Below are 13,486 nucleotides of genomic sequence, written 5' to 3'. Positions count from 1 at the left end.
GCCGTCGCGGAGCCCCGCGCTTGACCTCAACCATAGTTGAGGGTCAAGGCTGGCTCAGGAACAGCCAACCGAGGAGGTACAGCGTGCAAGCGGTGGAAGTGAAGGAATTCGGCGGACCCGAGGTGCTCGAGCTACGGCAGGTTCCGGCACCGGAGCCGGAAGCCGGTCAGGTCCTGGTGCGAGTCGCCGCGGCCGATGTGATGTTCCTCGATACCCGGTTGCGGTCGGGTTGGGGCACAGATTTCTTCCCGGTACAGCCGCCGTACATCCCGGGTGGCGCGATCGGCGGTACCGTCGCCGCGGTCGGTCCCGGCGTGGACCCCGGCCTGCTCGGCCGCCGGGTGGCCGCCCGCACCGCGGCCAGCGGGATCGGCGGCGGCGTCCCTGCCGGTGGATACGCCGAGCAGGCGCTGGCAGTGGCCGATCTGCTCACGGAGATCCCGGATCAGGTGAGCATCGATCAGGCGACCGCACTGGTCCACGACGGCCACACGGCACTCGCCATCTTCGACCGGGCCGCCGTGCGCCCCGGCGACCAGGTCCTGATCACCGCGGCCGCCGGCGGGCTCGGCACCCTGCTCATCCAGCTGGCCCGGCGGGCCGGTGCACAGGTGATCGCGGCGGCCCGGGGTGAGGCGAAACTCGCGCTCACCGGACGCCTGGGCGCGCAGACCGCGATCGACTACTCGCAACCAGAGTGGACCGAGCGCGTTCTGACCGCGACGGGCGGCCAGGGGCCCCGGGTCGTACTCGACGGTGCGGGCGGCGAACCCGGTGATTCCGCGCTCGCGATCACCGCCGCGGGCGGACGGTTCATCGGATATGGGGCGTCCGCGGGCGAATTCGCGGGTGCGGCCGCGGAGCCTGCCCGCGAACGCGGAGTCGAGGTGGTGAGCTTGTTCGACCTGGACACCGGTGACGATCACCGGGCCGGATACGCCACCCGCATGCTCGACGCCGTCGCGGCCGGCACGATCGAGGTCGTGATCGGCCAGACCTATCCGCTGGCAGAGGCGGCCGGGGCGCACGCCGCCATCGAAACGCGCACGGCGCTCGGCCGGACCCTGCTGCATATCGGCTGATCGCCGGGTATCGCTACGCGCCCTACGCCGAGGTCGTGCCGACGGCCTCGGCGTAGCGGTGACGCGGGCCGCGAGGCGGATCCCCGGCTCATTCCGGAGTTCCGGCGACGATGCGGCGCACCCAGTGAAGAAACGCCACGACCTCCTCGGCGGGTAGCCCGAGAGCGCGTCCACGCGGCCGCTCGAAACTGTGCAGCGCCTCTTCTATCAGGGGACGGAACTCCGGCACGGCAGCCGCGAGTGACCTGCCCGCCTCCCGTTTGGCAACCCAGCGACCGGTGCGGCAGAACACCGCCGACCGGCATCCGTTGAGCACTCGGTTGTCCGCGAGGTGCCCCTCCCCGGCGGTATGCTCACGAACCGATGCCGCGACGGACGCCAGGACGTCCCTGCGTACCGGGGCGCCCAGCACCTCGCGCACCGCACGCCCGGACAGTAACCGGCCGCTCTGATAACCGATCGCCCGATCGATCACGTACCAGAACCCGGGCGACCTGCCGGGCTCGAAATCGGCGACCGCGGGCAGCAGCGGTCCGGTGTTCAGATTCAACAGGTAGCCGGCCCGGGGCCCGGGCGCCGCGGCGAAATCGGCGTCGTACACCACGAGTTCGAGTCCGGCGGCGGGACAGTGGAGACCCGGATGCGCCAGCGCCTCGGCCAGCTCATGCGCCCGATCCACCGGCGCGGCAGCGTCGACGACGACCGTGATATCGATATCGCTGCGCCCGTGCCGATAGTCTCCCAGCGCGAGCGACCCCACCGCGAACGCGCTCACCAATCCGCCCTGATACACGGCCCGGATCCGGTGGACCAACTCGGTCAGATACGGCTCCACCTCCCGGGGCAGGGCAGCATCGGCACGGGGTCCCATCACGCCGCTTCGGCAGCAGGTCCGGAATTCCCGGACGCCGGGACGGCAGCACCGAGCTCGTACATCACTCCAGGCTAGACATCCTCCCCGACCGGCACGGCCCGGCACGCCGGGCCGCCTCGGCCGGGGAGGATGTGGATGACTCCGGATTCCGTTGTCGTAGTACGGAATCCGAAGCCGTCCGCGGTTTCGGTCTCGAGTGTCGGCGCATCGGCCACAACCTCTTTCTCACGTATCGGTCATTTCAGGTGATGACGATCAGGTGCGGACCCGGCCGAGGAACGCGGTCACGTTCTGCTGGATCTGGAGGATCCGGTCCTCGGTATCGAAATCGTCGCGGTAGGCACGGCCCATGGACGGTGTCTTCTTGCGCCGGGCATACAGCGAGCAGGACAGGTCGTCACACATGTAGGTGCCGGTGGTGTTGCCGCGGCGGCCCGCCTCACCGGCCTTGCGGGCGGTCATCAGCACGACCCCACCGTTGGAATGCGTGGTCGAGCAGATCGTGCACATCTGGGAGCGGCGCGGTCCACCGGTTTCGTAGCGCAGCGCGATTCCGGCGAGACCATCGCCTTCGGGGACGACGAGATAGGCCCGGCCGGGCAGCCCCGGGTCGGACCAGCCCAGGAAGTCCAGATCGTCCCAGGGGCGGGATTCCAGATCGGCCGGGATCGAGAGGCGTTTGGCATCGCCTTTCGAGCAGTTGACGAACGATGCTCTGATCTCTCGTTCGGTAATGGGTTCCATCGACTGTGGTTCTCCTTCGATGATCGGTACGGACAAACCGCGACACCTTATCGACCCAACTGCCCCCTCGGCAACGTCATTTCCGCACGTGACCAGGCCTCACGGCAGGACCGAAGCGCCGGCCGGCCGTGGCTGCGCCGGCGAACAGCGGGCCCACCGGCACCTCCGGCCGGTCGACCGCCCCTTGGCCGAAAGTATCGATCCGGACCCGCACGGCGGGCCTACAGTGAGAGGGAACACACCGAGACAGGAGTAGGTATGAGCGCGGCACGCCGGCTATCGGTGCTCGTCATCGGCGCCGGATTCGGCGGTATCGGGGTGGCGATCGAACTGCGACGTCACGGGTTCGACGATATCGCCATCCTGGAGAAAGCCCAGGACCTGGGCGGAGTGTGGCGGGAGAACACCTACCCCGGGGCGGCGTGCGATGTGCCGTCACCGCTGTACTCCTACTCGTTCGAGCCCAAGCCCGACTGGCCGCAGCGCTACTCCGGGCAGTCCGCCATTCACGAGTACCTCCGCGCAGTCGCGGGCCGGCACGGCCTGCTCGACCGGATCGAGTTCGGCGCCGAGGTCACCGAGGCCGCGTTCGACGAGAAGACCGGCCGCTGGTCTGTGCACACTGCCGACGGTGCCACCCGGACCGCCGATGTGCTGATCTCCGCGGTCGGGCAACTGTCCCGCCCGCAGCTCCCCGATATCCCCGGCGTGGACAGTTTCACCGGGCAGGCGTTCCATTCGGCGCTGTGGGATCACCGGGTCGATCTCACCGGGAAAAAGGTGGCCTGTATCGGGACGGGGGCCAGCGCCATCCAGTACGTGCCCCAGATCCAGCCGCAGGTCGAACACCTCACCCTGTTCCAGCGCACTGCCGCGTGGGTGCTGCCGAAATTCGATACCGATTATTCGCCGGTCCAGCACAAGCTGTTCGCGAGAATTCCCGGCATGCTGCAGCTGGAGCGGTTCGGCTGGTGGCTCACCGCCGAGATCTCGTCGCTGGGGCTGGTGGAGCTGCCGATCATCAGCCGGCTGGTGGCACGGATGGCGGCGCGCAATCTGCGCAAGAACGTGGATGATCCCGAACTACGCGCGACGCTCACCCCCGACTACCCGATCGCCTGTAAACGCACCCTGTTCTCCAGCGACTACTATCCGGCGCTCACCCAGCCCAATGTCGAGGTGACCACCGCCGCCATCACCGAGATCACCCCGCGGGGCGTGCGCACCGGCGACGGGACGGTCCACGAGGCCGAGGTGATCATCTACGGCACCGGTTTCAAGGGCACCGAGTTCCTGTGGCCGATGCGGATCACCGGACGGGACGGACGCGAACTGGCCGATACCTGGTCCGACGGCGCGCACGCGTACTACGGCATGACGGTGCCCGATTTCCCGAACTTCTTCATGGTCTACGGCCCCAATACGAACCTCGGGGTCGGATCGATCATCTACATGATCGAATCCCAAGCCCGTTATATCCGCCAAGCGGTACAGCTGCTCGCCGGTGAACCGGGCCATATCCTCGAGGTCCGTGCCGCGACCGAGCGTGCTTACAACGACGCGCTGCAGAAGCGACTGGAACGCACTCCGTGGAACTTCTGCTCCAGCTGGTATCGCAACGCGGCGGGCAAGATCACCAACAACTGGCCGGGCACGGTCACCCGGTATCGCCGCCGCGTCCGCACATTCGACCCGCGGGACTACACCCTGACACCCGCCGCATAACCGCTCAGTAGTCCGGGAACAACCACAGGTCCTGCGCCGTCACAGCCCGCAGATACTCGGCCAGTGACCGGACCCGGGTGAGGGCGTGCCCGTCATCACTGTCGTGGCCGAACAGCGGCACCGCCGCCTCGTCGGCCCCGGCCCGGCCGAACCATTCGTCCACCCGCTCGAGCAGGTTACGTACATCTTCGGGGTCGAACAGCTCGTAGAAACTCAGCCCGAATTCGTCTGACACCCATTTCTCGTACACCTGGCCCCGGAACCCGGTCGGGTCACCGTCGGAGGGCCAGAACAGGCCGCCCTGGGAGAAATCGCGCGGTAGTTCCTCGAACGGGCCGAGATCATCCGGATGCAACCAGCCGAATTCCCCGCGCTCCTCCTCCGGCATCTCCTGGATCTGCTGGAAGGCCGCCATATCGGTCACCCGGCCCTGGTTCGGCCGGACCGCATACACGTCGAGTCCCATGGGCTCGAGCCTATTCGGTTCCCCGCCGGGGCGCAGGCACTCGACCGGACCCGGCCGCCGCCGTCACCGCTCGCGGCGACCGCCTCGCGGCACGTCCCGGAACGGCACATTGTGGTCGGAGCGTGCCTCCCGCGGCATACCGAGCACCCGTTCGCTGATCACATTGCGCGCCATCTCGGTGGTACCGCCGCCGATACAGCTCACCTGCCGCATCAGGAACACATCGCCGGCATCGCCGAAATCCTCCGACCAGACCGCATCCCCCGCTGCCGCGATCTCGAATTCGATCGTCGCCCGGCGTGATTCGGCGATACCGCGGAACAACCGGCCGATAGCGGCCGACTGATCGGAAATCCGGCCGGACGCCATACCGGTGCCGAGCCGGCGCTGCAGCGCGGTCCCGACCATATCGAGCATCTGCGCCTCACCGATGAGATCGCGGACGCCGGGCTCGTCGATGGTCCCGGCCCGGCAGGCGATCTCCACCGGCGACCTATCGGAGATGGCGGGCCTATCGGGCACCGTGACGTACGGCGATTCCGACAGCAATCGTTCGTGGTACATCCAGCGGGTCCCCACGGTCCAGCCGCCGTCCACCGCACCGATCCGATCGGAATCCGGGACCCGGACGTCGGTGAGGAACTCCTGGCAGAAGTCGCGGGCGCCGTTGAGCATCTCGATCTGATGCACCTCGATCCCCGGCTGATGGATGGGCAATATGAAAACGGTGAGCCCGCGGTGTTTCGGAACGTCCCAGTTGGTCCGGGCCAGGCATAACGCCCAGTCGGAGTACCACGCGCCGGTGGTCCAGATTTTGGCGCCGTTGAGCACCCAGTCGTCACCGTCGCGGACGGCGGTGGTCACCGCGCCCGCGACATCGGAGCCGCCGCTGGGTTCGGAGAGGAACTGCATCCAGATCTCCTCACCGCGCAGCATGGCCGGGATATGGCGGCGTTTCTGCTCTTCGGTGCCGAAATCGAGCAGGACCGCGGCGCACGGCGACATCGTCGGCACCTGGCACCGGGACGGATATTCGAACCCGGCCAGTTCCTCGAGGAATGCCCGCTGATGATCTGCGGTCAGCCCGCGACCGCCGTATTCGACCGGGATGGCGATACCGGCGAACCCGGCGTCGTAGAACTTACGCTGGAGCCGCCGGTCGTCCTCGACGGCCGCCAGATCGTCCTCCGGCGCGGATTTCCGCAACCCGGCGACGGCTTCGGCGCGGTACGGGCCGAGCTCGCTGCGGATCCAGGTCCGGGCCCGGCGGCGGAAACTCTCGATATCCTCGATCTCGTCTGTATTCGACGATTCGCTCATGAGCTCGCTCATGCCGATAGCTCCTGTTCGATGAGACGGTCGGCGACGCGGCGGCGGTGCTCGGCCGGGGTGCCGTAGAGCATGCGGTTCACGGTGGCCCGGCGCAGGAACAGGTGCAGATCGTGCTCGAACGTCAACCCGATACCGCCGTGCAGCTGCACGCAGTCCTGCAGCAGCTCCGGCCCGTAATGGCCGATGTACGCCTGGGCGGCGGCAACCAGCGCGCCCGCTTCCGGGCTGCGCTCGTCGACCGCGGCGGCGGCGCTGTCGGCGATCGCGTGTGCCGCCTCGAGCCACGATTTCAGATCCGCGAAACGATGTTTCAGCGCCTGATAGGACGCCAGCGGCCGCCCGAAGGAGTAACGATCCGCCACCCAGTCGAGCGCCATATCGAAGCCGGTCTGCATCGCTCCCACCGTCTCGGCGCACTGCACGGCGGCCGCGATGTCCAGCTGTCGTTCCAGCTGCCGCGCGGCGGCCCCGAGTTCGCCCACCAGGGCACTGCGCGGAACGCGGACCTCGTCGAAGGTGACGGCGTAGAAGCGCCGGGTGAGGTCGGGCGCGACCCGCGGTGCGACGGAGATACCCGGGCTCGCCGCCGGAACCAGCACCTGAGTGAGTTCGCCCCCGTATCGCCCGGCGACCAGGAGATACCGTGCCACAGCGGCCGATTCGACGGGCTGCGTGAGGCCGTTGAGCACCAGGTCGTCGCCGTCGCCCCGGAGATCGACCCCGGCCTGTCCGGGCGTCCGGTGTACGAGCCCGGCATGACACCAGGTCGCGACGGATTCACCGGAGAGCAACTCGGCGAGGACATCCGGGTGGCTTCCGGTGTCGGATAGCGCGGCGGCCACGATATTCGACGGGACCAGCGGCCCCGGGGCCGCATGCCGGCCGAATTCGTAGGCGACGAGCGTGAGGTCAGCAACGGGCCGGCCGCTGATCGTGCCGCCACCGCTGTCCTCCCCCACGAGCAGCGAGGTCCAGCCGAGTTCGGCGCCGCCACGCCAGTAGCCGGATTCGAAGCCGTTGTCGTCGTGGCGAAGTTCGCGGATCCGGTCCCGCGAGACCCGGGTGCTCAGGTACTTCGCGGTGGTCGCTCGGAAGAATTCCTGATCAGTAGTGATATCGAACAGCATATGATCGGCCCACCTCTCGGTCGGGTGTGATGCCACGCAGCGGTCACGTGGAGCCGACGGGTCGGCGGCGCCTCAGCAGAAGCTCCCTTGACAAAAAGCTCCCTTAATTCGAATACCGCACAGTAAGCCGTTCCGCAATAGCCGACGGCAACCGCGCTGGTGAGGGGAGTGCGGGAACAAGTCCCGCCGAACGAGCCGGATTCGCTTCGCGCCCGGTGTTTACCACGACCGCGACGGGGGGTAATCGGCGCCCGAAGCCCCCAGAGAGGAACACCTGTTTTGCGTAAGTTGTTGCGTCCACTGGCCCTCAGCGCGTTGGCCGGATCGGCCCTGCTACCGTTCGCCGCGCCGGCGGGCGCCCAGACAGCGGCCGATTTCCAGGACGCCCGGGTGGAGGTCGCACCCGGATGCGGTGGCACCGTCCGCGCCGAGGTCGCGGTCACTCCGCTCCCGACCAATACCAACGGCGTCGGTGTGGTGGTGATGTTCCGCGCGGACCGGCAGGATCCGGCCTGCGCCGCGAAGGCAACGGTGTCGTGGCGCAATATCGCCTCCGGAGCCAGCGGGTCCGAGGACGTCACGGTTCCATCGGTCCCCGAACCGGGCTGGACCTTCCCCACCGACCACGGTTACCAGCGGGCGCTGGCCGATACCGGCCCGGGCCCGGTGATCGTCACCATCACCACGAATCCGGGCGAAATCAACGTCACCGTCTGACACCGTGAGCCGGAACCGGGCGCCGACTCACCCCGGTTCCGGCCACACCAGCGCTCCTCCTCTCGGGTCCGCTGACGTCGCACTCACCGCCATCCTCAGGCGGAGAACGAATCCGCCGCGGCGGTCACGCGATCCCGCCCCACGACCTCCGTCTCGTTTACGCCGCATGTCCCACTGCAGCCACTTTGTCCGGCCACGAATGGACGCTCGCCGCTATCCCGCACCGCCGCAAGCGGTGCCGGGCGGCTCGCCGACCTGCCCTGTCTCCCCGGATGAACGCCTCAACCTCCACCGCTGAGCCCACCTGACCCGGGGCCGATATGCCGATGGGCCGGGACACCTTCTACCGCAATCGTTCTCGAGGCGAAAAAGCCCTGCGGATAGGGTGGCTCCATCACCAGCGACAGGGAGGGGTGGCTCGATGCTCGTTATCGCCGACAAGCTCAGATCCGGTTCCGAGAAACGGGTCGTCGCCTGGCTCCGGAAATGGCAGGACGATTACCGGGTTCCCGGGATCGCGATCGCGAACTGTTTCGTCGGCGGGCAGGAAGTCGACCTGGTGATCATCACGCCGCATACCACCGTCGTCTGCGAGGTCAAAGGCTTGAACCCCGGGGTCACCGCCGGTGTTCTGCACTGCACCAGCAACAGCCGGTGGAAGGTGCCGGGATACGAGGGCGACCCGGTCGGCGTGCGACAGAGCGATACGACACCATACGATCAGGTCCGCGACGCGGTCTTCAAACTGAAATCAGTGGCCGCGAAGGCAGGCGGGCCGACCTTCGTCACCGGGCTCGTGGTCGTGGTCCCGCCGCGCGAATCCACCCTACGACTCGACAAGAAATCAGCGCCCCAGGGCTGCGACGTATTGCTGTGCAATACCCAGAACCCGCTCCGCGCCTGGTTCCACCGGGCCCATCACCGCAGCGCCGTCGTCTGGACCGCGGAGCAGGCATATGCCTTGGTCGACGCACTCGAACACGGTGACAGCACCACCGTCGACGGCCTGGCGGCGGAGGGTTTCCCGCTGGAAATGCCCGCGCCCCCGGCAGTCCTGCCACCGGAGGATCCGCCACCGCGGACTGCCTCCGCACCGAAACCCGCTCCAGCCCGGCGCATACCACCGAAGCCCGTGACTTCGGAGACACCGCCGGCCCCACCTTCCCGGATATCGACCCGGCCCCATATCGAAGACCACGGTCGCGACACCGGCCGCGCGGCAGCACCGGCCGAACCGCTGCCGGATCCGAGCCCGGCCGAACCGGCCCCGGAGCCGCGATCGCTCCGGAACCAGAGCCCCGCCACCTCCGGTGATCGGCCCCGCGACCGCTACCGGACTGCCGCCGCGCTGGCGGCGATCGTCGTCCTCTCCGCCGGAATATGGTTCGTCGCCCAGATCGGCGGCCACCGCACACAACCCCAGGAAACCACCGGTCAGCTCCGGGTCAGCTCGGTCACCGAACAACCTCCCCCGGCACCGCCCGCCGCCCCGGTTCCCCGGCACACTCCACCCACCCGCACCGTGTGTTATCCGTTCCAGCCGAATTGCGGTTGAGCACAACGGGTCTCGTGCACGCTGGGTAACACCGGTATCGTCTTGCGGGAGCCGGCCGAGGCCGCCGCGACGTCAGGACGACGCCGGAAGCCGCGGCATTCCGACCGGCCCGGAGCTCACTGGTGCGTCACCGCCGCGACCCGATCCGCGGGACGTGACCGACGCCGACGCGCGGGCGGGCGTTCGCGCCCGGGCCGCCCGGCCTGATTGGGCTGATCAGCCTTCCGGCCGGGCCGGCGGCGTTCGCGTCGCACATCACGATCGAGTTTCCGTCCGTGAACGTCACCGACCTCCGTGGCGGGGTCGCGGTTCAGCACCTCGCCGGCCACGTACGTGGCCGAAACCTCGCCGGCCTCGCCGGTGACCGAGGCGACCCGATTCCGGATGCCGAGGGCGATCACAGCCGCGGCTACGGCGACAAAACCGGAGATCAGCGCCTGGTTCGTCAGGGCTGCGGTAGCCGCCCGCTGGGCCTCTCCGGCACCGGATTCCGCGCCGTCACCGAAGACGCTGCTCACGAAACTACTGAGCATTTCCTTCAGCTCGTCACGGTCGTCGGTCATATCGCGCAGTTCCGGCGCCTTGCCGTTGAGATACAGCAGTGTCACCGATACGAATACGGTGTTGGCGGTGCTGCCACCGAAGACCAGCGACAGCCCGATACCGGTCCTCCGATACAGCTGCACGCCGGCCAGGGTGACCACGGCGGCGATACCGGTGAGCACGCCCCATATCCCGTTCAGGGGCACAACACCGTCGGTCGGGCGCTCACCGGTGTTCCGGAGCGCGGGGACGGAGCCTTCGAGTCGGCCGAAAGCATCGGTGTGCACGTCACCGTACGGACCGGACGCGGTCAACCACGGTTGAAAGAGTAGAACGAGCGTGATCAGGCTCAGCGCTGTGAGTAACCAGCATCTCCACGCGGAACAGAATGCGAAATTCGGTCCGATGGTATTGCCGGCCTGTCCGCTGGATGGGTATTTCATTTTATTTTTGATTTCACCCTTTGGGTTTATCGATTCCGCACTGTGGCGAATTACGCGCGTGCGCTTCGCGTTTCCCGATGAGCCCCGTCGCCCATCGGCCTCTATAAGAGTAGAACAGCAGACGGGCAGGTCAAATGCCTTATAGGTCACAAAGAGACCTGCGGCACAATACTTTCCGGTAACAAGCAGCGGGATCGGAATTTGTTACCGACCGGTATCGCCGAAATCTTCTGTGGCACCATGGATTCGGGTACATCTCGGCCATCAGCAGTACAGTCGAGCGGCGCTCATTGTGACCAGACCCACGGCAATGGCCCCCGATCGTCCACGACCGGCTACCCACGAGAACGGCCGTCCGCCGCAGCGAAGGACGGGCCATCGTTATCGGCTGCGCCGGACAATGAAACGAATTGTCTCCGCACCGCCCCGAATCCATACTGCTGCGCCTACCCAACGAACGTAGACCCTGACGACCGGGCATACCGGTCTAGCTCTTCCCGATCCCATATGGCAGGTTTGCGCTATGTCGCGAATGCACCGAAATACCTTCCCGCGCCGCATGTTCAGTATGCGCATCGCTGTTGCCTTCTTCGCCTGCACCGCACTCCTCGCTTCGGGATGCGGGGACGCAAAAGGAGACGTCATGAAGCTGGGAGCCTGCGGATACTTCACGCAGGGACAGGCCAACCGTTCCTGGAATTTCGAGCCCCGATCCTGCGACGACCCCGAAGCCGCTTTGGTCGTCGTCCGCGAGATCGACAGGGCGCCGTGCCTCGATGACTCCTTCAGCTGGTCCGACCGGGCGAAGCGCAGACAGTACGTCTGCACCCAGCTGAACGCGCAGGTCGGCGACTGCTTCAACGATCCGGGGCACAAGTACGCCCACTTGGATCTGCTGCGGAAGGTGCCGTGCACCGCTCCCGGAGCGCACCAGGTGAATACCCGCGTCGAACGTGACGATTCCGGCGCCTGCGCGGCCGCGAAAGACACGCACGATCAGACCGTCGTCATCCATCACCCGAAACCACCGGTGTCGTACTGCCTGCATCCCGTCGGCCACTGACACCTCACCGGACCAGCGGGACGCGGCCGGCACGCAGCCGCCGGACCGTCTGCCGGGGAGCGCTTATGGGCCAGGGTCCATCCACCCGGAGCCCACTACGACGGGACCGGCCGGCTGCAGCCGAGCCCGAACCGCCTACTTTCCCTCTTTCCTGCTCACCATTTCGGTGATCCAGGTCGGCGCGAACGGCGACGTGCAGTTCGGGGGTGTCGGATAGTCCTTCAATACCTCGAGTCGTTCACCGATATCGATGGCGCGGGGGCGGTACTCGGGATGCTCGATCCCGATCTGGGCCAGACAGTGGTTCATCGCCCATTGCAGGCGGTCCGGGGCGTTCTTCATCTCCGCCTCGACGATATCGAGCAAACCCGCGAGGTCGAGATCCTCGGGCTTCTTCGCCACACGCTCGGTTGTCAGCGCCCAGCCCGCGCTCGCGACCACTGGATCCGGATCGGCGAACCAGGCGAGGCGCAGTTCTTCGGCGTGTGGGTTCTTCTTCACGACATAGTTGACGAGCCAGTCGTGCACTTTGGGGGTCCGCGCCTGACGGAGCATGGTGTCCAGCTCGGCGCGGTCGAACGCCTTCGGGCGGCAGATCAGGATCGCCAGGAGGCGGGCCGCGCTGTCATCGGTTTCCCAGAGTTCGCGGGCGAGCTCTTGCTGGGTCTTCAGGCGCTTGGCGACCGCGCGCAGCTTGGTGAGGTTCACGCCGTGGTCATCTCCGTGTTCGGCGTTCACCTCACGGATCCTCGGCTCCTCGAGTGCCGCCAGCTCGGCCGTCACCTCGGCCACCGTTGCCGGGTTTTCCGTCGTCCTGGCCACCTCGATCTCCTGTCCTTCGGATGTGGGTGGCCAGCCTACGACGTACCGCTGGTCAGGTCCGTGACAGGTTCTGCGTGCCGACCACCCGCAACAGCGCCAGAGACTCCGCTTCGGGTGTTCCGGGGGCCGCGGAATACACGACCACCGACTGGTCGACGTCGGGAACGTGGAGCGTATCGCAATCCAGTATCAGTTCACCCAGCTCGGGGTGGCGGACCGTTTTGGTGTGGCTGCGCCAGGAACCGGCTTCCGCTTCGTCCCACAGTTGAGTGAATTCCGTCGACCCCGTCCGCAAATCCGCGAGCAACTCGGCCAGCCCCTGGTCGCTGGGATAGCGGGCGGCAGCGGTGCGCAGGTTCGCGACGTGCTGCCGGGCCGTGGACTCCTGTTCCGCGATGGACGCGGAGACCTGACTGCGGATCGGATCGGCGGGGTCGGTCAGAAAGCGCAGACGGACGATATTGCGGCGGCCGGGTGGTAATGCCGACCAGTCGCCGAGCAGGGCGCTGGCCATGGCGTTCCAGGCGAGGACGTCGCTTTTCGCGCTGAGGACCAGTGTGGGCAGGTCGACGAAACGGTCGATCAGACGCAGGACGCTGGGGCGTACATGCATTTCGATTGTCCCGGCGGTGGGTGGGGATTCGCCGGCCAGGTAGAACAGTTCGTTGCGGCCGGCCGTGTCCAGACGGAGTGCCCGGCCGAGGGCGGTGAGTACCTGTTGCGAGGGGGTGGGGCCGCGGGCCTGTTCGAGCCTGACCACATAGTCGACGCTGATCCCGGCGAGCAGCGCGAGTTCCTCGCGGCGCAGGCCCGGAACCCGGCGATGGTGCCCGGCGGGCAGACCGGCCGCTTCGGGCCCGATCCGGGCGCGGGCACGGCGGATGGCCTCGGCCAGTCCGGGGCGATCGATCCTCACCTGAACCAGCATGCCCGCCAGGGTCGACCTGCGATAGGGCGCTGGGTGGTACCGGTAGTCCCACGATGCGCCGGTCC

General features: G+C 67.4%; 13 protein-coding genes. 5 read left to right on the top strand and 8 right to left on the bottom strand.

The window, feature by feature from the left end:
• The first annotated feature begins 83 nt into the window (after window positions 1–83).
• The gene (locus ABZ827_RS14845) at window positions 84–1,082 is read left to right on the top strand and encodes a zinc-binding dehydrogenase (protein ID WP_357237177.1); all 999 of its coding nucleotides are present in this window, start codon (window positions 84–86) and stop codon (window positions 1,080–1,082) included.
• 88 nt (window positions 1,083–1,170) lie between these two features.
• Here ABZ827_RS14845 and ABZ827_RS14840 read toward each other — a convergent pair whose 3' ends face one another.
• Both ABZ827_RS14840 and ABZ827_RS14835 read right to left on the bottom strand, forming a co-directional pair.
• Window positions 1,171–1,953, bottom strand: a complete 783-nt coding sequence (locus ABZ827_RS14840) for an aminoglycoside adenylyltransferase domain-containing protein (protein WP_357237175.1) — start codon at window positions 1,951–1,953, stop codon at window positions 1,171–1,173.
• Between the two features lie 258 nt (window positions 1,954–2,211).
• Entirely contained in the window at window positions 2,212–2,700 is a 489-nt protein-coding gene (locus ABZ827_RS14835; protein ID WP_357237429.1) for an FBP domain-containing protein, read from the bottom strand.
• 258 nt (window positions 2,701–2,958) lie between these two features.
• On the opposite strand from ABZ827_RS14835, the gene ABZ827_RS14830 reads away from it, so the two are divergent.
• A complete protein-coding gene (locus ABZ827_RS14830; protein ID WP_357237173.1) occupies window positions 2,959–4,425 on the top strand; it encodes an NAD(P)/FAD-dependent oxidoreductase in 1,467 nt (488 codons plus the stop codon).
• Window positions 4,426–4,429: 4 nt separating this feature from the next.
• Here ABZ827_RS14830 and ABZ827_RS14825 read toward each other — a convergent pair whose 3' ends face one another.
• The 3 genes from ABZ827_RS14825 to ABZ827_RS14815 all read right to left on the bottom strand — a co-directional run bounded on the left by ABZ827_RS14825 (window position 4,430) and on the right by ABZ827_RS14815 (window position 7,350).
• A complete protein-coding gene (locus ABZ827_RS14825; RefSeq protein ID WP_357237171.1) occupies window positions 4,430–4,891 on the bottom strand; it encodes a hypothetical protein in 462 nt (153 codons plus the stop codon).
• A 63-nt stretch (window positions 4,892–4,954) separates the two neighbouring features.
• Window positions 4,955–6,223, bottom strand: coding sequence for an acyl-CoA dehydrogenase family protein (locus ABZ827_RS14820; protein ID WP_357237169.1), 1,269 nt, complete (start codon window positions 6,221–6,223; stop codon window positions 4,955–4,957).
• On the bottom strand, window positions 6,220–7,350 hold the full coding sequence (locus tag ABZ827_RS14815; protein ID WP_357237167.1) for an acyl-CoA dehydrogenase family protein: 1,131 nt from the start codon (window positions 7,348–7,350) through the stop codon (window positions 6,220–6,222). Before ABZ827_RS14815 ends, ABZ827_RS14820 begins: the two co-directional genes overlap by 4 nt.
• Before the next feature lie 279 nt (window positions 7,351–7,629).
• On the opposite strand from ABZ827_RS14815, the gene ABZ827_RS14810 reads away from it, so the two are divergent.
• Together ABZ827_RS14810 and ABZ827_RS14805 are read left to right on the top strand one after the other, a co-directional pair.
• Entirely contained in the window at window positions 7,630–8,067 is a 438-nt protein-coding gene (locus ABZ827_RS14810) for a hypothetical protein (RefSeq protein ID WP_357237165.1), read from the top strand.
• Between the two features lie 421 nt (window positions 8,068–8,488).
• Window positions 8,489–9,622 (top strand): NERD domain-containing protein, encoded by a 1,134-nt coding sequence (locus ABZ827_RS14805; protein ID WP_357237163.1) that lies wholly within the window; start codon window positions 8,489–8,491, stop codon window positions 9,620–9,622.
• A gap of 116 nt (window positions 9,623–9,738) precedes the next feature.
• Here ABZ827_RS14805 and ABZ827_RS14800 read toward each other — a convergent pair whose 3' ends face one another.
• On the bottom strand, window positions 9,739–10,479 hold the full coding sequence (locus ABZ827_RS14800; RefSeq protein WP_357237161.1) for a hypothetical protein: 741 nt from the start codon (window positions 10,477–10,479) through the stop codon (window positions 9,739–9,741).
• 772 nt (window positions 10,480–11,251) lie between these two features.
• Here ABZ827_RS14800 and ABZ827_RS14795 point away from each other — a divergent pair.
• On the top strand, window positions 11,252–11,671 hold the full coding sequence (locus tag ABZ827_RS14795; protein ID WP_357237159.1) for a hypothetical protein: 420 nt from the start codon (window positions 11,252–11,254) through the stop codon (window positions 11,669–11,671).
• 135 nt (window positions 11,672–11,806) lie between these two features.
• Here ABZ827_RS14795 and ABZ827_RS14790 read toward each other — a convergent pair whose 3' ends face one another.
• Both ABZ827_RS14790 and ABZ827_RS14785 read right to left on the bottom strand, forming a co-directional pair.
• Window positions 11,807–12,493 carry a DNA alkylation repair protein gene (locus ABZ827_RS14790; RefSeq protein WP_357237157.1) on the bottom strand — a complete coding sequence of 229 codons (687 nt, stop codon included), beginning with the start codon at window positions 12,491–12,493 and terminating at the stop codon, window positions 11,807–11,809.
• Between the two features lie 52 nt (window positions 12,494–12,545).
• On the bottom strand, window positions 12,546–13,409 hold the full coding sequence (locus ABZ827_RS14785; RefSeq protein WP_357237155.1) for a helix-turn-helix transcriptional regulator: 864 nt from the start codon (window positions 13,407–13,409) through the stop codon (window positions 12,546–12,548).
• Window positions 13,410–13,486 lie beyond the last annotated feature (77 nt).

This window comes from Nocardia sp. NPDC019395 (assembly GCF_040632335.1).
In the GTDB taxonomy this organism is placed as follows: Bacteria; Actinomycetota; Actinomycetes; order Mycobacteriales; family Mycobacteriaceae; genus Nocardia.
Note: the sequence above shows the minus strand (reverse complement) of the source record. Positions and strands in the feature narration are given on the sequence as shown.

Excerpts from the sequence above, each read along its gene's own strand:
- ABZ827_RS14795 (WP_357237159.1), top strand. The coding sequence starts at position 11,252 with ATGAAGCTGGGAGCCTGCGGATACTTCACGCAGGGACAGGCCAACCGT.
- ABZ827_RS14840 (WP_357237175.1), bottom strand. The coding sequence starts at position 1,953 with ATGGGACCCCGTGCCGATGCTGCCCTGCCCCGGGAGGTGGAGCCGTAT.
- ABZ827_RS14825 (WP_357237171.1), bottom strand. The coding sequence starts at position 4,891 with ATGGGACTCGACGTGTATGCGGTCCGGCCGAACCAGGGCCGGGTGACC.
- ABZ827_RS14815 (WP_357237167.1), bottom strand. The coding sequence starts at position 7,350 with ATGCTGTTCGATATCACTACTGATCAGGAATTCTTCCGAGCGACCACC.
- ABZ827_RS14805 (WP_357237163.1), top strand. The coding sequence starts at position 8,489 with ATGCTCGTTATCGCCGACAAGCTCAGATCCGGTTCCGAGAAACGGGTC.
- ABZ827_RS14835 (WP_357237429.1), bottom strand. The coding sequence starts at position 2,700 with ATGGAACCCATTACCGAACGAGAGATCAGAGCATCGTTCGTCAACTGC.
- ABZ827_RS14830 (WP_357237173.1), top strand. The coding sequence starts at position 2,959 with ATGAGCGCGGCACGCCGGCTATCGGTGCTCGTCATCGGCGCCGGATTC.
- ABZ827_RS14820 (WP_357237169.1), bottom strand. The coding sequence starts at position 6,223 with ATGAGCGAGCTCATGAGCGAATCGTCGAATACAGACGAGATCGAGGAT.